Source organism: Lacrimispora sp., from assembly GCF_047605665.1.
Classification (GTDB): Bacteria; Bacillota; Clostridia; order Lachnospirales; family Lachnospiraceae; genus Lacrimispora.
Genome location: NZ_JASGFH010000007.1, coordinates 159810 through 178543, shown reverse-complemented (window position 1 = coordinate 178543; position 18734 = coordinate 159810). Strand labels below are relative to the sequence as shown.

The window sequence follows — 18734 nt, the reverse complement described above, 5'->3', positions numbered from 1 at the left end:
CTGTATCGAGTCCTGTATTGGGTTCTGTGTAGGGTTCTGTATTGGATTCTGTACCGGATTCTGTATCGAGTCCTGTATTGGGTTCTGTGTAGGGTTCTGTATTGGATTCTGTACCAGATTCTGCATCGATTTTGGCCTTTCTGTTTCAAGACCTGTTTCAAAACTCATTTCAAAGCCCTTTACAACACTTTCCAAATGGGCTACTCTTTGTTCCAGTTCGGCGATTCTCTTTTCTGATGATCTCATCTCACACCTCCTGTTCTCCATTCGTCTGAATGGGGTAGTCGGGACTTACTGATAACCATATTTTACCACCGATAGGTTTTAATTACAACATTTTTGATTGTTTTCACACCTCTATACAGTTCCTGCTTTTCATTTCCTCAGCTTCCCCCTCATTTACGCCGCCACACATTACTTAAACAAGCTGCGATATCTTCTTCACAGTATTCGCATTTCTGATGGTAACGCTGTCATATACACAAGAACCCACGATCTTCGACCACCGTGTTCTTGAAAAGGTTTTAACAGGTGCCGACCAGAAAATGACTCTGCCATAATAATCAACCGCTTCATATTCCGGCTTGATTTCTCCCACTTCCTGAAACACCTCTTCTGCAGTCACAGGCGGTATCACAAAAATCGCATTATGCTTTGACTCCCCATCCTCTCCCCACCAGGCCGGAGCATGATCAAGGGCATCCAGTAAGTCAGCCGCAGATATGATCCCAACCAAAATGTTTAATTGAAACTTATTCAAAATTATCGCTTCACATTCCTCTTTTAATTTTTTCTCATCAGTGTTATCACTGGAAAAAATGATATTTCCGCTGTTTATATATGTGATCACATCCTGAAACCCGTTTTCTTCCAGGTACTTCTTCAGTTCAGGCATGGGCACCCTGTTCTTTCCTCCCACGTTGATCCCGCGCAGCAAAATAATATACCTTCCCACCGGCAGCCCGCCTTTCTTTATTTTCTCATCAATCCCGATTGATTGAAAAGGCAGCCCTGTCACAACGGCTGCCTTTTCACTGCAAAAATACCAAGATTCACACTTTCAGCACTCCCCGAAACCCTCTGGAGCTGTAAAAAGAGGGGGCACTGTTATGGTATACAAAAACGTGTCCGTAACGGCGGTCCATAAAAAGGGCGCCTCCCAGCTTCCTGATATCAGAAGGAGTCTTCACCCAGGTAGAAGTCTTGAGATCAAATTCCCCAAGCTTCTGCAATTCCCGGTATTCTTCCTCTGTCAGAATCTCAATTCCCATGGAAGCTGCCATGCCGACAGCGCTTCCTTCCGGATACACTCCCTTTTTCTCCCTCTGCGCCTGTCCATCAGGGTCATAACACGTGTTTTTTCGGCCCATTGGAGTTTCGGCAGAGCAGTCATAAAAAATATACTCTCCCGTTTCTCCATCATATCCCACCACATCCGGTTCTCCGCCGGTTCTTTCCATCTCACCGAGGGAACGAAGTTTTTCCGCATCAGACTCCAGACGTTTCCTCACGTTCTCCCATTCCAGCCCCTGATGGCGTTCCATATGAGCATGAAAACGGTTCTCCAATACATTAAGCAGTTCTGAATTTGACATAAAATCGCCTCCTTTACCTGGGCTTAAGCTGGCCGATACCTGCCTCTTTCTCTATTCTCCAGCCTTTATAAGGGCAGCTATATCCAGCCTTTTCATCTTTAAAAGCGCATCCATAATCCGCTTTCTTCCATCTTCCGTAGCTCTCTCCATAATCTCATCCATATTTTCAGGCACGATCTGCCAGGACAGACCGAACTGGTCCTTCACCCAGCCGCACTGCTCTGACTCAGGAACAAAGGAAAGCTTATCTGAAAAATAATCAATTTCCTCCTGATCTTTACATGAAATCATCAAAGAAAAGGCTTCATTAAAGGTAAACTCTCCGCCCATCCCATGATCCATAATGACCATCTGATTTCCTTCCACATTCAGCTCTCCGTAGTTTATCACTGCCCGTTTCTCCGGAGTCTCTCCAGCCTGATAATAATTCACATACCCCTTTTTAGCTCCTTTAAAAACCGAAGCATAATAATCCAGGGCTTCTTCTGCCTTTCCGCAGGCCTCTCCCGCAAACAGCAGGTCCAGCCTGATTCTCTGCTGCTCTTTGTCAGAGTCAACCAGCATGAGCTGCCAGCTAAGGCCGAACTTGTCCTGCACCCAGGCATACCGCCTGCTGAAAGGATACTCTCCCAAAGGCATCAGTTCTATCCCACCCTCAGAAAGGCTGGAGTGGAGCCGGTCCACCTCCTCCGGGCTGGTGCAGGCGACCATAAGGGAAATGGAAGGGTTGAGAGAAAAGTAAGGTCCGGCACTGATGGCGCAAAACCTCATGCCTGCAAGCTGAAAATCAACCGTCTCTGCATCGCCTGACGGCGTATCGGAAATAATGCTGGTTTGAATGATTTTGGAATCCTCAAAGAGTTTTGTATACCACGTTGCCGCCTCCAGTGCTTCTTTGTCATACCATAAATGGGGAATTATTTTCTGCATACCGTCAACCTCCTGATTTTTTATTATTGTAACCATATATTTTTCTGCTATTGCAGATACTGACACAAAATCAAGGATAATGATACAACAGCCGCTGATCAAATGCTTTAAATCAACGGCTGTCTCCTCCATTACCTTATTACAGAACCCCTTTTGTGGACCACACTCCGTCGATCCTCGATTCATACATCGTAGCCATATCGAGAGCTTTTGCAAATGCCTTAAAGCTTCCCTCTGCGATATGGTGGTTGTTAAATCCGCTCATCTGCTTTAAATGAAGATTCATTTCTCCGGAATAGGAAACCGCATAGAAGAAGTCCCGGATCATCTCCGTATCCACATCTCCGATTTTAGGCACTGTGAAATTGACATCCCATTCAAAATACGGCCTTCCGGACAAATCAATGGCGCACAGCATCAGAGTCTCATCCATGGGAAGGAAAAAGTTCCCATAGCGTTTAATTCCCTTCTTTTCACCAAGGGCTTTCTTAAGTGCCATTCCAAGGACAATGCCCACATCCTCTATGGTATGATGAGAATCCACATGCAAATCTCCCCTGCACACCAGATCAATGTCAAAAAGTCCGTGACGGGCCAATCCATCGATCATATGGTCAAAAAATCCGATTCCTGTATTGGAACTGCAAATGCCTGTCCCGTCTAAATTGAGAGTCAGAGCGATATCCGTCTCCTTTGTTGTCCTTTTTATATGCGCAATTCTTGGCTCCATTTTTGTTTCCTCCTCATGCTCCGGATGGTTTGTACAGCCGTTTCTTGTTACCAAGCATACCATATTATTGAAATCCAGGCAACGGTAAAAATAAGGCCAGCCCTTTCAAAAAAGGCTGGCCATGTAATCTGTATATTAATAGAATAAACGGTTCACTGCACTGAAAATACCTCTGATGGACGCTCTGGTAATGTTGGAGCTGATGCCCACGCCATAAGTGGTCCGGCCTGTTTTCACATCCAGTAAGTGGATATAAGAAGCCGCCTGAGCTGCTGAACCGGAAGTGAGCGCATGCTCGTTGTAATCCAGAACCCGGATTTCAATGCCAAGCTCTTTCTCCAGTCCCTTCTGTATCGCATCAATAGGTCCGTTTCCGACACCTTCAAATACCTTCTCTACGCCGTGATCGGTATAGCGTACCTTGACTGCTGTTGAGAACGCTGTATCGTCTTCTGCTTCCGTAATCTGCGCTTTGCGGAAGTGGATAGGTTCTTTCTTTTCTGTGTAATTGTCCTTGAATTCCTGCATGATCTGCTCTGGAGCAACCTCACCCTGCTTTTCGGAAATGGCCTGAATCACATCGGCAAATTCCTTGTGCATTCCCTTTGGAAGCTTGAAGCCGTAGAAGGTATCCATAACAAAAGCGACACCGCCCTTGCCGGACTGGCTGTTGATCCGCACAACCGGCTCATACTGCCTGCCGATATCCGCCGGATCGATAGGAAGATAAGGAACCTCCCAGTACTGGTTCTTTCTCTCGTTCATAGCCTGAACGCCCTTGTTGATGGCATCCTGGTGAGAACCGGAGAACGCGGTGAAGACCAGCTTTCCTGCATAAGGATGCCTCGGTCCTATTTCCATCTTGGTGCAGCGCTCGAAAACGTCTACCAGCTCCCGCACATTCTCGATGTTCAGTTCCGGATTGATTCCCTGAGAAAACATATTATAAGCCAGAACCGTCAAATCCACGTTACCGGTACGTTCTCCGTTTCCAAAGAGCGTGCCTTCCACTCTGTCGGCTCCTGCCAGCAATGCCTGCTCTGCGGCTGCAATGCCGGTTCCTCTGTCATTATGAGGATGAATGCTTAAAATAACGCTTTCCCTGTTCTTGAAATGGGAGTTCATCCATTCAATCTGGTCCGCATAAACGTTAGGTGTTGTCATCTCCACGGTGGAAGGAAGATTGATAATGATCTTCTTATCCGCTGTAGCGCCCCATGCCTCCTGTACTGCTGTACTGACTTCAAGGGCATATTCTAACTCTGTTCCTGTAAAGCTCTCAGGAGAATACTCTAAAATCACTTCTCCGTCAAAGCCCTGCATATACTGTTTCACCCACTCTGCACCCTGGACAGCGATCTCCTTGATCTCTTCCATGTTCTTGTTGAAAACAACATCTCTCTGCAAAGTAGAAGTGGAATTGTAAATGTGTACAATGGCCTTTTTAACTCCCTGAAGGGCCTCAAAAGTTCTTTTGATCAAGTGCTCCCGGCACTGAACGAGAACCTGAATCACCACATCATCAGGAATCAGCTTTCTTTCCACAAGCTGTCTTAAGAAATCAAACTCAATCTGGGAAGCTGCCGGAAAACCGACCTCAATCTCCTTAAAGCCCAGCTTCAGCAAAAGGTTGAACATCTCCACCTTTTCTTCCACCACCATAGGCTCTACCAACGCCTGATTTCCATCTCTCAAATCAACGCTGCACCAAATAGGCGCTTTCTCAATCTCTTTATTTGGCCACTGTCTTTGCGGGTAATCAATTACCGGCACTCTTTTATATCTCTGATAATTCAACATAATCTTATCTCCTCCATAATATAAGTCGTCTGTAAATCCGGCCCTCTACGGTCAGCCTTTAAAATTCTTCTTCCTAAAAAAACCGTCACAGGCTTTGGAGTCGATAAATCACGCTGTATTTCCAGACAATGAACAACGTGGTTTTTATAGGTCTAACCCCATCTATCATCATTCCTTTTCGTTAAAATCACCTACCTAAGCCAAAATATGGGCCTCAGGTAAAATGTTAAGTTATTATAGCACGAAAAAAAATGACTTACAACCAAAAAATATTTTTTCTTCCAGCACATATATTTTGGCATATCTAAAAGCTTTTCACTTCAATCCCCGCTTCCAGAAGGCCTTTTCTTATCTTTTTTACAAATTCCAGGGCCTTCAATCCATCCCCGTGAACGCATACAGAGTCCGCCTTAATGGAAACCGCACTTCCATCAATGGCTTCCACGACCCCTTCTTTTGCCATCCGGATCACCCGGTTTACCGCCAATTCCTCATCCTCAATCATGGAACCCTTCCGGCTTCTGGAAACCAGACTTCCGTCCCTTTCATAAGCCCTGTCCGCAAATACTTCACTTGCAGCAGATATCCCCATATCCTCTGCCGCCCGAAGCATCTCACTGTTGCTGAGAGCCAGGAGAACCAGACTGTCATCCACTTCTTTTATGGCCTGGCAGATGGCTTTTGCCAGTTCATAATCCTTTACCGCCATATTATACAATGCACCGTGGGGCTTTACATGGCAGAGCCTGACTCCGGCTCCTTTGCAGAAAGCGCTTAAAGCGCCGACCTGATACATGACACTGGCTTTTACCTCTCCGGGCGAAAGACTCATGTTCCGCCTTCCAAACCCTGCCAGATCGGGAAAACCCGGATGGGCCCCTGCTCTCACGCCGTATTTTTTGCACAAGGCCACGGTCTGTTCCATCACTACAGGGTCTCCCCCATGAAAGCCGCAGGCAATATTGGCTGATGTGACAAAAGGCAGTACCTCTTCATCAAGGCCCATTTTATAAGCGCCGAAGCTCTCTCCTAAATCGCAATTCAAATCAATGACCGGCATATTCTCACCTCTAATTTTTTAATTCCGCATTTTTCAAATCCGTAATAAACATGTGTCCCGGAGAATGGGTGATCACAAAGGGCGGCTTGCTGTTCATGACCACTGCCTGAGGCGTTACCCCGCAAGGCCAGAAAACAGGCACTTCTCCGTCATATACGGTCACGGAGTCTCCAAAATCCGGCTTGCTGATATCTTTTATTCCAAGGACTTCCGGATAACCGATGTGGACAGGAGCCCCGTGAACCCTCGGCATGGAAGCGGTGATGGCAACTGCCCCGGAAACCTGATGATGGGGAATGGGTCTCATGCTCACCACCATATTTCCGGAAAACACCCCTGCCGGTATGCAGGGAATGTCGGTATAAAACATGGGGACATTGACTCCCTCCTCAATCTGCCTCACCGGAATTCCCGCTTCCAAAAGTGCTGTTTCAAAAGAAAAGCTGCATCCGATGAGAAAGCTCACCAGCTTTCCCCGGTTTTTCTGATATTCTTCAAATAATTCCGATACATCGGTGTATTCACCGGTACAAATCCCGTATTCATACACCCGGTATCTGGGGATATCCTTTGTGATATCGCTTCCCTTTGCCGTCAGGGGAAAGCTCCTGCTTCCCGCATCCGATACTTCCAAAAGAGGGCAGGACCTGGGATTTCTCTGACAGAACAAGAGAAAATCCCAGGCCAGCTCCTGAGGAAGAACCACCAGATTTCCCTGGGCATATCCGCCGCACATTCCGGTAGTAGGGCTTTGGATCACACCTTCCCTGATCAGGCGGCGGACTTCCTCTGGTTCCTTATCCATGTATTCAAATCCCATGCTTTCTTCCCCTCTTTCCTGTCTCATGACAATTTACCGGTAAACGGTATTCATCAGCCATTCCTTCAGCTTCCCCAGCTTTTCTGCTTCCTTCCGGCAAATTGCCACGGCCTCATCTGGGCTCACATACTGAAAGGCCACCCATTCCCCCGGCTTTAACTGAGCCAGGGCAGGAATATCCGTGCTGATCACCGTGGCAATTTTCGCATATCCTCCGGTGGTCTGATGGTCTGCCATCAGGACCATTGGAAGCCGGTCAGACGATACCTGAACCGAACCTTCTGCAATCCCATCAGATATTATGTCAGCTCCATCCTTCATTTCTATGGGCTCTCCTTCCAGCCTGCAGGCCATGCGGTCACAGTCACTGCTCAACCGGAAAAGATTTCTTACCAGAGTGTTGAGTCCCAGGTCTGTAAATGCATCTTCCTGAGGCCCCATCACTGCACGAAGTAAAACCACGGGGGCATTTTCATAAAAGCGGTAAGGCGTTGAAGAACGGCGCATCCACGGTTCAATTTCTCCCATTGATGCCAGCCCTTTATTTCCTTTTAATCTTTTGGCTGTTTTCTTAAACTGCCGGCTGCCGCTCCCTGATTCCAGGCAATCCCCTTCCAGAAGCTGCCTCCCTTCCAGCCCGCCTATGCGGCATTTTAAATTGGTGGAACGGCTTCCCATGACAGAAGGCACCTGGATTCCTCCGTAAACAGCCATATAAGTCCGCAGGCCGGAAACGGCAAGTTCCATGGTCAGAATATCTCCCTTGTGCACCAGGACCGGAGAAAACATGGGAATTGGACTTTTGTTTACACAGGGCTTCATATCTGCGCCTGTGAGGGCGATGATCTCATCAGAGGTAAAACGGAGCTCGCCGCCCTTTAGTGTAAATTCGATAACTGCCGCTGTCTCCGGTTCTTCCAAGTTCCCGGCAAGGAGATTGGCCAGCTTCATGGAATACTTATCACAGGCTCCGCTTTCCTGAAATCCCTGGCTTAAAAAGCCTCTTCTCCCTTTATCCTGAACCGTGGATAAAGCTCCCGGACGCAATATCTCAAATCCCACCCGATCACCCCTTTTCCTGCTTTCTGCTTATTTCTTCAAATTCTTCCTGACTGATGGGCACAAAACGAATGGAATCACCGGCTTCATAAAGAGGCTTTCCCGCCTCTTCCGGTTTAAAAAGGCGGTAAGGCGTGCGCCCGATCAACTGCCAGCCTCCCGGAGAGTCCATGGGGTAAATTCCCGTCTGCTCTCCGCCGATTCCCACACTGCCCGCTAAAATCCTGGTTCTGGGCGTTTTTAACCGGGGTGTAAAAATCCGTTCATCCATCCCCCCAAGGTAGGGAAATCCCGGAAGAAATCCCAGCATAAAAATGCGGTAATCCCTGCCGCAGTGAATCCGGATCACCTCTTCCTGCGTGATCTTTCCATGCTCCGCTACAAAAGAGATATCCGGCCCAAAGCTGCCTCCGTAGCAGACCGGAATCTCCACCAGCCTTCCTCCTGTCCCTGCCCTGGCTTCCAGTGACTCTGCCAGTTGAAAGAGAACCTTTGACACCGCCTCATAATCCGTTTTCAAAGGATCATAGAAAACGAGAACAGAACAAAAGGCAGGCACTGTTTCAAGAATTCCCTCCAATGAAAGCCCATTGATTTTTTGGTTTAATTCCATTACCTTCGAGTTTACCGCCTCGCTGATGGAATCGCCTAACTCCACCAGGGCGCCGCAGTCGCCAACCGGCTTTATCTGAACCATACTCTATCCCTTTCTTCAAAGAACCCTTTTTCCAGTACAGAACCAAACCAGTGATCGGAATTATGGGAATACCGTACCGCATAAGCCGTACACTGGCGCATCAGGCTGACGATTCCGGTGTTGAGCCGGGTGTTGAACCCGTCGATTCCGGGAACCAGAGAGCCTGTCATATCGATCAGCCCGGTTCTCGATGCCACTCTCATCAGCTCTGCTTCCATTTCTTCCCGATGGAGAATCTCCATATCCCGCTTTAAGTAAGCCAGTGCAGCGATCAAACCGTAACAGCCCCAGTCGGAGCAGGTGGCCGTGATCACATGGTCTGCCCTGCTGGCCGCTAAAATTCCGCCTTTGCAGCCGCACACACATTCTCCGGAACCGGCAAAGGGAATATACTTTTTAATATGGTCTGCAATGGCTCCCATGCCGATCTCATTGCCCAGATCACCGATGGCAATGTTTAAGATTCCCTTTTTGCGAAGCATTTCCCACAGCACGTCTGTCTTGGCTTCCAGCTCCGTCACATCGTTTCCGGCTGCATTGTGATAAACGCCTTTTTCATTGGGACCAGGGGCTTCCACGGAGATCACCGCTCCAGGAGGGGCTTCTTTTATCAGCCATTTTGCTTCGATTTCCGCCCTGGCCGGATTTTTTGTAAAGGCCGCCACTCCCATGCTGTAAGGAAGCGCTTTGACTTCCTCTATATCCTGATATATATGAAGGCCTACCACACCGGCACATTTTTTTACGGATTTCACACAATCCTCCGGGCAGATGATGACAGGCTTTGCCCCGAAAGCCATGACCAGAGCCCGCGCCAGCAGCAGGGAACTGACCATGCCATCCATCTCCGGCTTTTTATGAGGCAGCAGCACAAATCCCGTCAGAATATAAACGAGATCGTTTTCCTTTACCGTTTCACACAGCTTCTCAGCCGCTCTCATGGTAAGAGGCTCTCCCATCTGCTCCCGGCTTCCGGCGTAGAGAATCCGGCACACGCCATATCCTCTGGGGTCTAAATTCATAAGAGCATCCAGGTTTTCCCCCACATTTCTTTTTTCCAGCTCGCCTCTGTCCATCTTAAACTCCTAATCGAATATGCTCGTTTTGCCTGTATACTCCAGGTATTCTTCCAAAACAGCATCCTGAATCCGCTTTAAGGTTTCCGGGTCTTTCCCTCCTGCCGGCTTTCCGTCAATCATATCTGCATGGAGACAGAAGTTGGAAGAAGAGGTCACAATGATCTCATCGGCATCCATCAGCTCCTCCAGGGTAAAGGCCCTCTCCAAAACCTGAATGCCGAGCCTGTAGCAGGCCTCTATCATATGGGTCTTTGCGATTCCCCGAAGGATCAGATTGTCATTAGGATGGGAAATGAAGGTTCCGTTTTTTAAAATGGAAACATTGCTGTGAGCGCACTCCGTAACCGTGTCCCCTCTGTGCAAGACCGTTTCCATGGCTCCCGCCTTTAAAGCCTCCTGAGAGGCGATGACAGAGGGAATCAGGTTTAAGGTCTTAATATTGCAGTGAAAAAACCGGGTGTCTTCCCTTGTTATGAGGCTGACGGGCACATCGGGGTCCCGCAGCTTATTGGGCCTTATCATGACCCACAGCTTTCCGGTCATTGTCTCATCATAAACATGATCTCTGGGAGCCGCCCCTCTTGTGACCTGCCAGTACACAAAATGAGTCTCCCCTTCCACCATGGAAAGAAGCTCCGTCAAAAGCGCTCCAAACGCCTCCTTTTCCATGGGAATCTTAATATCCAAAGCCTTTGCGCTGGAGTAAAAACGGTCCAGATGCTCCTGCATGAGAAATACCCTGTGATTTCCTCCAACAGTGGCATCGTAAACGCCGTCTCCAAAAAAATGAACCCGGTCCTGAAAGGGAACCATCAGTTCCTCCGGGCTTCCGATCTTCCCGTCATAATAAGCAAGCTCTTTCATACTGTCTCCTTCACACTTGGGCCAATCCCAAATTTCAGCTCCACATATTTTTTTATTAATTCCACGCAATTGTCCAGCCCCAGGCTTTCCGTATCGAGACAGAGATCGTAATTTTCAGGGTTTTTCCACATCCTGCCGGTATGGTACACATAGTAGGAACTCCTGTACTTATCCAGTCTGTCTATGTATTTTGCAGCCTCCTGTTCGGATATCCCCTGCCGCTCCATCTCTCTTTTCAAGCGGAATTCCCAGGGCGCATCCAGATATACGGACACCACATTGGGCTCATCCTTTAAGACAAAATCTGCCGCCCGGCCGATGCAGACATAGGATTCGTGATGGAGAAGCTCCTGCAAAACCTTTGCCTGATAATTAAAAAGCTTTTGATCCGATGGAAAATTTCCGCTTTCCCTTGGAATGGTTTCGCCGTTGTAAACTCTTCTTGAGGCGCGGTATAAAAAGGTCTTTTTCGTATTTTCATCTGCATTGGCAAATATGGTTTCATTGATCCCGCTGTCATCCGATGCCAGGCGCAGAAGCTTTCTGTCATATACATCGATCCCGTAATCAGCCGCCAGCTTTTTTCCTATATAGCTTCCGCCTCCGCTCCCGCAGGTGCGGGTAATGGCGACGGCAAAATACTTCTTATTCTCCTCCATGGTCGCAGCCTCCTATTGTCCAAGATATGCTTTCTTTACCCGGTCATCCTTTAACAGATCTTTGGCATTGCCTTCAATGGTGATCTTCCCCGTCTCCATAACATATGCCCGGTTTGATACGGATAAGGCCATTTTCGCATTCTGTTCCACCAGTAAAATGGTGATTCCTTTTTTGTTCACTTCCCTGATAATTGAAAATATCTCCTTTACCAGCAGCGGAGAAAGTCCCATGGACGGCTCATCCATGAGGATCATTTTAGGCTTTGCCATGAGGGCACGGCCTACGGCGAGCATCTGCTGTTCGCCGCCGGACAGGGTCCCTGCCAACTGTTTTTTCCGCTCTTTCAGCCTGGGAAACCGTTCAAATACATCTTCCATATTGGCTGCCATGTCTTTTCCATCGGTAAAGGCGCCCATTTCCAAGTTCTCCTCTACGGTCATCTGGGCAAAAATATGCCGCCCTTCCGGCACATGGGCCAGCTTTAAACTGATGATTTTGCTGGGTTCTGTTTTTATCAGGTCGGCCCCGTCAAAGCTGATCTCTCCCCTGTCTGCCTTTTTTAACCCTGAAATGGTCCTTAAAATGGTGGTCTTTCCCGCCCCGTTGGCCCCGATGAGGGAAACGATTTCTCCGTCATGGACTTCTAAGGATACGCCGTGAATGGCTTCAACGGCCCCGTAAGACACTGCCAGATTCGTTACCTTAAGCATCTTCCTCTACCTCCTCATCGTCTTTACCCAAATAGGCTTCAATGACCTTTGGATGATTGGCAATCTCCTGCGGAGTCCCGGCTGCAATGGTGGTGCCGAAATCGAGAACTTGAATCCTCTCACAGATTTTCATGACCAGACTCATATCATGCTCGATGAGAAGCACGGAAATCTTAAATTCATCCCGGATGTAGTTGATGATATCCAAAAGCTCCTCCGTTTCCGTAGGATTCATCCCTGCCGCAGGCTCATCGAGAAGAAGGAGCTTCATATCCGTAGCCAGGGCCCTGGCTATTTCCAGGCGCCTCTGTTCCCCATAGGGAAGATTTCCCGCTTCATAATCCTCTTTTCCCTTTAAATGCACGATCTCAAGCAGCTCTTTCGCCCTCTTTGTCAGCTCCTTCTCCTGCTTCCAGTAGGCGGAGGTGCGGAAAACCGCGTGGAATAAGTTATAGGAAAGTTTGGCTCCCATGGCTGCCTTGACGTTATCGATCACAGTCATTTTTTTAAATAACCGGATATTTTGAAATGTTCTCGCAATTCCTGCACCAACGATCTGATGAGTCTTTTTTCCATTCATCCGCTGCCCGTTTAAGTAAAAAGACCCTTCCGTAGGTTTGTAAACACCGGTGATCAGGTTGAACACAGTTGTCTTTCCCGCACCGTTTGGCCCGATGAGCCCTACCAGCTCCGACTCTCCGATTTCCATATTAAAGCTGTCCACCGCCTTTAAGCCGCCGAACTGGATTCCCAGGTTCTGTGCCCTTAATACCGGCATGGTTCCTTCCGTCCCTGCCATATTTACACACCCCCTTCTGTATTTTTCCGGCCCTTTTTCCCGCTGCCATCTTTATCTGTCAGCCGGTCATAGATACGGATGAGGGAAAATTCCCACGCTCCAAAGATGCCGCCCGGCTTAAAGATCATGACCATCACCAGAACGACTGAGTATGCCAGCATCCGGTACTGGGAGAACTGGCGCATCATCTCAGGAAGGGAAGAAAGAAAAGCCGCACCGATGATGGAGCCCGTAAGGGAGCCGATTCCTCCGATAATAACCTCGGAAAGAAGCTCCGCAGAGTACATGAAGTTAAAATTAGTGGGAATCATGGCTGTCATGTAATGGGCGTAAACACCCCCGCCGATTCCTGCAAAAAAGGCGGCTACGGTAAAGGTGAGGACTTTATAATAAGTCACATTGATTCCTGAAGCCGCCGCCGCTATGTAATCCTCCCGGATGGCCTTCACAGTTCTGCCAAACCGGCTACGCACATACATGTACATGACGGTAACGCATATGACCATGACCCAGAAACTCCAGTAAAAGTTGGAAAGCTTTAAAATGCCGCTCATGGTCTTTCCGCCGCCTGTAATCGTTAAGTTGCAGAAAAGCACCCGGATAATCTCTGCAAAGGCGATGGTCACAATGGCAAGATAATCCCCTCTTAAACGGAGAGCCGGAATTCCCACCAAAACCCCTGTCATACCGGCCGCAATTCCTCCTGCTAAAAGGGCAATCAGAAATAAGGCTATATCAGGAAGCCCTTTTCCTGTAAGCCCATTGGACACAATGGCCGAAGCATACGCCCCCACCGATACAAAGCCCGCATGGCCCAGGGAAAATTCACCCATACAGCCTACCACCAGGTTTAAGGAAGCCACCATGATGATGGTATAACAGGCCGTGGTGCTGATTCCCTTAAAATACTGGGTGGACTTGCCGAAAGCACCGTTTTCAAAAAGCAGGACAAGCAGGAAAAAGACCGCCAGTACACCAAGGAAATTAAAAAAATACGAAACTTTAAACCTCTTTTCCATGATCCGCCCCCTCACACTTTCTCGCCCACATTCTTGCCGAGAATGCCGGACGGTTTCACCAAAAGAATTACGATCAGTATAGCATAGGTAATAGCCTCATACCAGCCCGGTGCAAAGAGCTTTACAAAAATTTCAATAAGGCCCACAAGGATTCCTCCAAGCATGGCGCCGGGAATGATTCCGATGCCTCCAAGGACAGCGGCAATAAAGGCCTTAAGCCCCATCATGGAGCCCATATCATTGGTGACACGGGGGTATTTGGCGCAGTACATAAGGGCTGCAACTGCGGCCAGACCGGAACCGATGGCAAAGGTCATGGTGATCACCTTATCCACATTGATTCCAGCCAGGATAGAAGCATCCCGGTCCTGGGGCACCGCCCGCATGGCCTTGCCCATTCTCGTATTCTTGATAAACAACTGAAGCCCTGCCATCATAAGGATTCCGATACAGATGGTTAAAATAACATTTAAGGGAAGAGCCGCTCCCAGCAGGTTTACGGAGGGCAGATCAAATATCTTCTGGACATTTTGGGGTTTCGCCCCAAAGAGGACCATAGCCAGATTTTCAAGAAACAGGCTCATGGCCAGGGCCGTAATAAGGGCTGACATGGAGCCTGCCTTGCGGACCGGCTTATAAGCGATCACCTCAACCAGAACTCCCACCGCCGCGCAGATGACCACTGCAAGAAACACGGAAAGCCAGGCCGGCATTCCTGCGTGAGTCATCAAAGGAATGGTGTAAAACAGGGTATAAGCTCCAATCATGATAAAATCGCCGTGAGCAAAGTTGATCATGCGGATGATTCCGTACACCATGGTATAGCCCAGTGCGATCAAAGCGTAGATAGCGCCCTGGTTCAGTCCGTTTATCAGGCTTTGAAAGAATAATGAAAATGTCATAGGACCTTCCTTTCTCAAAAGGAAAATGTGCACCAAAGGTTTTTAAGCCTTTATGCACATCTCCTTATCTTTTTTTCAGACCTTCCTGCAAGATTTATTTCTTTGTTCCTTCCGGTGAAAGAGTCATAAGCCATTTCACCTTGCCGCCTTCAAAGGTATTGATCGCCACGGATTTCTCCGGGTCGCCGTTGCCATCCATGGTAAAGGTTCCTCCCACACCCGTAAAAGTCATTCCCGTCATCCCCTTTACCAGGGAAGCCGTATCAGATGCGCCACCGTTCTTGGCAGCCTCCGCCACCATGTAAATGGCATCGTAGTAAAGAGCCGCACAGGCGTTTAAGCTTTCTGTACCGTACTTTTCCGTATACTTGGATACAAAGTTGACGACAGCCGGAGCCGTATCCTCGGAAGAATAGTGGTTGGTGAAATAACAGTTTTCAAATTTGTCTTCAAAGCCTGCCGTATCCGTTCCATCCCAGCCATCACCGCCCATGACTGCGCCCTCAAAGCCTGCATCCCTTGCCGCGCCGATCAGAAGAGGAACCGTATCAAGAAATGCGGGGTAAAACAGGAAATCCGCTCCCTTTGCCACGACCTGAGAGGTCTGGGACGAAAAGTCCGTATCCTTTGTGGTGCATTCGCCCACATATACAACTTCAATTCCGCTGGCCTTTGCATTTTCAATAAATGCATCCTTTAAGCCGTTGGAGTAATCATCATCTTTTGCGTAAATAACAGCAGCTTTCGTCCAGCCCTTTTCCTTTGCAAACTGGGCCGCCATCTTGCCCTGATAGGGGTCGATAAAGCAGTTCCTGAAAATGGTGGCGCCCTTTAAAGTCACGTCTTTATTGGTAGCCCCTGTTGCGAGAAGGAGCATATTATCTTTAGAAGCCTGTTCGGCAACGGGAAGGGTGACAGAAGAAAAGAAGCTTCCCACGATGGCGCCGGGCTCTTCCTTCATCAGGCTGTTGTAGGCATTGATCGCCTGCTTGGCATCGCCGCCGTCATCCACGATTTTTCCGCCGTTTACAATTTCCACCTTATAGCCCAAATCTCCGGAGTTGATTTCTTCCACCGCCATATCGATTGCATTCTGGGCTCCCTCCCCATAGACAGCAGAACCTCCTGTGACAGGGCCGAACACACCGATTTTAATGGTTTTGCCGTCCCCTCCCTGGGCAGAGGCTGCCGCCGGTGCTGTACTTCCTCCTGCAGCGCTCTGCTGTGCGGATGAGCCGCATCCGGCAAGAAGTGCTGCCGCCATTGCTGCCGTAAAAGCTGCTGATAATAACCTTTTTTTCATAATCGCTTCCTCCTCAATCTTTTATCATTCAGACGGGCAGAATCAAAACAAGGAGGTTTCCCGCAAAATGCAGGGGAAACCTCCTCGTTCTCCATGAAATAAAAAAGAAGCCGCAACCGTACTTTTGTACGCTTGAGACTCCTTCGTTCTCTCGTCTGATATGTTGGTGGCATTATAGCATCCCCGCTTTTTAAATTCAAGGGATTTTGCCACTTCCATGTTTTTCACGGTCATAACCTGATTTTCTTAACTTTACAGCCCCAATTTCCGCTGATTCAAAACCGGAAGCCCAAATTCTGCCGTAAAATGTTTTTACAAGTCTTACCGGCTCATCTGCAAAAGCTTTGCCTTTAACTCGCCTTCCAGCCTGCCCAGCTCGCTTTCCGCCTCCCGGCGTCTGGCCCTTCCCTCTTCCTGAATCCGTACGACTTCATCCAGAGTTGTGATCAGGGATTCATTGGTCTTTTTAAGGGTTTCCATGTCCACGATTCCCCGCTCTGACTCCTTGGCCGTCTGAATGGTGGAGGTCTTTAATACCTCCGCATTCTTTCTCAGCAGCTCGTTGGTCATATCAGAAACCTCACGCTGGGCTCTGGCCGCCTGCTCGGAATGGTTGATGCCGATGGCCAGGACCATCTGGCTTTTCCATAAGGGGATGGTATTCACCAGGGTGGACTGAATCTTTTCCGTCATTAATGTATCGTTATTCTGAACGAGACGGATCTGGGGAGCCATCTGAATGGATATCATCCGGGTGAGCTCCAAATCGTGCAGCTTCTTTTCAAACCGTCCGCACATGGAGGCCAGGTCATTGGCTGCCTGTGCATCCTCCGGAAGACCGCTCCTTTGCGCTTTATCCATCAGCACCGGAAGCTCTTCCCGGCGTACCTTTTCAAGCTTTCTCTTTCCCGCCAGAATATACATGGTGAGCTCTTTAAAATAAACCGTATTCAAATCGTACATCTTGTCCAGCAGGGCCACGTCTTTTAAAAGCTGAATCTGATGATTCTGTAAAACCTTGCTGATCTGGTTCACATTGGTTTCCGCCTTGGCGTACTTGGCTTTCATCCCTTCCAGGCGGTTTGCACCCTTCTTAAACAGGCCGAAAAAGCCCTTTTCCTCTTCCTCTGTTTCAAAGCCCCTCAGCTCTGTCACCACCTGGGACAGCATCTGCCCCACTTCTCCCAAGTCCTTTGACTTTACATTGTCAAGGGCTGACTCGGAAAAATCAGCGATCTTTTTCTGGGCTCCTGCTCCGTATTGAAGAACCAGGTTTGAATCCTTTAAATCAATTTTGGCCGCAAAATCAGCCACCTGCTTTTCTTCCTCAGGCGTCAGCACTTCCTTTGGCGCTTCTTCCACCGCCAGTTCGGCGCCCTCGGTTTTTAATTCCAAAACAGTCTCCTCCAAGGGTCCCAGAGTCAGTTCCGGTCCTTCCTTTAACATCGCTTCAATGTCCTTACTCATGTTTCTTTCCTCCTGTAAAATCACTTCCTGCCCAGCCATCCTGTTTCAGCATTGTCTGTAGGACGGAGGCATCGGTGCTGATGTCCAGGGCAGCGTCCTGATAAAGATCATCAAGAAGCTGCTCAAAAGCCCTGTTAATAGTGTCTAAAGTTCCCTCGATCTCCGCCTTGGCAGAGGCAATATTAGCCCCCTGGGAACCGGTCCGGTCAAAATCCCGGTACGTGGTCACCAGCTTGGCCGTGGTGGGAAGGTAATAATCCATAAACCGTTCCATCTCATCCATCTGCTCCGGATGCTGGGAAACCGTATCAAAAATCCGGCGTATCACATCCTCCAGCCGGGAAATCTTCCCGGAAATCACCTCTCCCGGAATGGCATCATTGGCTTCCCGCAGAATCTTCAAATAGTTCTGTCCTTCCGCCATCATCTGTTCCAGCTCTTTATTTCTCTTAAAGCTTCCGGCTTCTTTCTTTTTCGCCTGTTCCTCCAGAGCTTGTACCCGTTCCCTTTCCTTAAGGGCTTTCTGGGATTCCAGATACTGCCGGTAAGAAGCATCGCCAAGGATGAGGCATGTCTTTTTCTCATCGAGATAAGCCTTTCCCAGGGTTCCAAGCTTAATCATCTTCTGCAAATCTTTTACCACATAGTCCTTCGACTTTCCGACAGCCCCTGCCAGTTCCTCGATCCCGCAGTACATCCGCTTTCCGGCTTGTCTCATATAGAGTTTAGCCCGCTTTAACCGTCCGCTCATGGATATGCCTGCCTTAAGCATGAGGCCAAACCCGCCTGCCATTGCCAGCAAAAAAACCGAAGTGCCGGTCACTGCCCAGAAAACAGGCTCTGCCACCAGCGCCAGAATCCACACCACCAAAAGCACCAGAAGCATGATTCCCAGACCAATGCTGCCAAACACCGTATAGAGGATTCCCGCCACACGGCCCGTCTGATTCACTGACACCAGCTCTCCCTTTTGGGGAACGCGGGGCTCATAGCTCGTCTGAAAAGGCTTGTAGCCCGGCCCTTCTGCCTTCGGCGGCTTTTTCACCATATGGTCTCTGGCCTCCTCCAGGGCAAAATTGACTGTGGCGGATATGGTTTTATTCAATTGCTTAAAATCCATGGAATCAATGGCGTCCTGCACCGAATCCCGGATCTGTTCTCCTAAATTTGAAAAGTCTTTATTATCCATTGTCCTGGTCTCCCAAAATCAAACATTGTGCAGCTTTTATCATACCACGAA

The 18734-nt window shown here is 48.7% G+C and carries 20 protein-coding genes; all 20 read right to left on the bottom strand.

What is annotated here, in order from left to right:
* On the bottom strand, positions 1-246 hold a 246-nt coding region (locus QM657_RS08005; RefSeq protein ID WP_415066081.1), incomplete at its 3' end, for a hypothetical protein.
* A 172-nt stretch (positions 247-418) separates the two neighbouring features.
* The gene (locus tag QM657_RS08000; RefSeq protein WP_415066079.1) at positions 419-1018 is read right to left on the bottom strand and encodes a DUF1697 domain-containing protein; all 600 of its coding nucleotides are present in this window, start codon (positions 1016-1018) and stop codon (positions 419-421) included.
* Between the two features lie 34 nt (positions 1019-1052).
* Positions 1053-1595, bottom strand: a complete 543-nt coding sequence (locus QM657_RS07995) for a DUF4256 domain-containing protein (RefSeq protein ID WP_415066077.1) — start codon at positions 1593-1595, stop codon at positions 1053-1055.
* 51 nt (positions 1596-1646) lie between these two features.
* Positions 1647-2525: a VOC family protein gene (locus QM657_RS07990; protein WP_415066076.1), complete on the bottom strand. Its 879-nt coding sequence runs from the start codon at positions 2523-2525 to the stop codon at positions 1647-1649.
* Between the two features lie 139 nt (positions 2526-2664).
* Complete coding sequence (gene hisB, locus QM657_RS07985; RefSeq protein ID WP_415066075.1) at positions 2665-3255, bottom strand: imidazoleglycerol-phosphate dehydratase HisB; 591 nt, start codon at positions 3253-3255, stop codon at positions 2665-2667.
* Between the two features lie 135 nt (positions 3256-3390).
* A complete protein-coding gene (leuA, locus tag QM657_RS07980) occupies positions 3391-5055 on the bottom strand; it encodes a 2-isopropylmalate synthase (protein WP_415066074.1) in 1665 nt (554 codons plus the stop codon).
* A gap of 304 nt (positions 5056-5359) precedes the next feature.
* Positions 5360-6115 carry a LamB/YcsF family protein gene (locus tag QM657_RS07975; protein WP_415066073.1) on the bottom strand — a complete coding sequence of 252 codons (756 nt, stop codon included), beginning with the start codon at positions 6113-6115 and terminating at the stop codon, positions 5360-5362.
* A 10-nt stretch (positions 6116-6125) separates the two neighbouring features.
* Complete coding sequence (locus QM657_RS07970; protein ID WP_415066072.1) at positions 6126-6962, bottom strand: putative hydro-lyase; 837 nt, start codon at positions 6960-6962, stop codon at positions 6126-6128.
* A 6-nt stretch (positions 6963-6968) separates the two neighbouring features.
* Positions 6969-7997, bottom strand: a complete 1029-nt coding sequence (locus tag QM657_RS07965) for a biotin-dependent carboxyltransferase family protein (RefSeq protein WP_415066071.1) — start codon at positions 7995-7997, stop codon at positions 6969-6971.
* A gap of 4 nt (positions 7998-8001) precedes the next feature.
* The gene (gene pxpB, locus QM657_RS07960) at positions 8002-8691 is read right to left on the bottom strand and encodes a 5-oxoprolinase subunit PxpB (RefSeq protein WP_415066070.1); all 690 of its coding nucleotides are present in this window, start codon (positions 8689-8691) and stop codon (positions 8002-8004) included.
* Entirely contained in the window at positions 8679-9767 is a 1089-nt protein-coding gene (locus tag QM657_RS07955) for a DUF4392 domain-containing protein (protein WP_415066069.1), read from the bottom strand. The genes pxpB and QM657_RS07955 overlap by 13 nt, the downstream gene beginning before the upstream one ends.
* A gap of 9 nt (positions 9768-9776) precedes the next feature.
* Positions 9777-10634, bottom strand: a complete 858-nt coding sequence (locus QM657_RS07950) for an aminotransferase class IV (RefSeq protein WP_415066068.1) — start codon at positions 10632-10634, stop codon at positions 9777-9779.
* The gene (locus QM657_RS07945; RefSeq protein WP_415066067.1) at positions 10631-11293 is read right to left on the bottom strand and encodes an AAA family ATPase; all 663 of its coding nucleotides are present in this window, start codon (positions 11291-11293) and stop codon (positions 10631-10633) included. Before QM657_RS07945 ends, QM657_RS07950 begins: the two co-directional genes overlap by 4 nt.
* 12 nt (positions 11294-11305) lie before the next feature.
* Positions 11306-12004 (bottom strand): ABC transporter ATP-binding protein, encoded by a 699-nt coding sequence (locus QM657_RS07940; protein ID WP_415066066.1) that lies wholly within the window; start codon positions 12002-12004, stop codon positions 11306-11308.
* On the bottom strand, positions 11997-12782 hold the full coding sequence (locus QM657_RS07935; RefSeq protein ID WP_415066085.1) for an ABC transporter ATP-binding protein: 786 nt from the start codon (positions 12780-12782) through the stop codon (positions 11997-11999). The genes QM657_RS07940 and QM657_RS07935 overlap by 8 nt, the downstream gene beginning before the upstream one ends.
* Before the next feature lie 23 nt (positions 12783-12805).
* Positions 12806-13822 (bottom strand): branched-chain amino acid ABC transporter permease, encoded by a 1017-nt coding sequence (locus QM657_RS07930; RefSeq protein WP_415066065.1) that lies wholly within the window; start codon positions 13820-13822, stop codon positions 12806-12808.
* An 11-nt stretch (positions 13823-13833) separates the two neighbouring features.
* Complete coding sequence (locus tag QM657_RS07925) at positions 13834-14724, bottom strand: branched-chain amino acid ABC transporter permease (RefSeq protein WP_415066064.1); 891 nt, start codon at positions 14722-14724, stop codon at positions 13834-13836.
* Positions 14725-14818: 94 nt separating this feature from the next.
* Positions 14819-16027: an ABC transporter substrate-binding protein gene (locus QM657_RS07920; RefSeq protein WP_415066063.1), complete on the bottom strand. Its 1209-nt coding sequence runs from the start codon at positions 16025-16027 to the stop codon at positions 14819-14821.
* A 321-nt stretch (positions 16028-16348) separates the two neighbouring features.
* Positions 16349-17494 carry a toxic anion resistance protein gene (locus tag QM657_RS07915; RefSeq protein WP_415066062.1) on the bottom strand — a complete coding sequence of 382 codons (1146 nt, stop codon included), beginning with the start codon at positions 17492-17494 and terminating at the stop codon, positions 16349-16351.
* On the bottom strand, positions 17487-18683 hold the full coding sequence (locus QM657_RS07910) for a 5-bromo-4-chloroindolyl phosphate hydrolysis family protein (RefSeq protein ID WP_415066061.1): 1197 nt from the start codon (positions 18681-18683) through the stop codon (positions 17487-17489). The genes QM657_RS07915 and QM657_RS07910 overlap by 8 nt, the downstream gene beginning before the upstream one ends.
* Between the last annotated feature and the right edge of the window lie 51 nt (positions 18684-18734).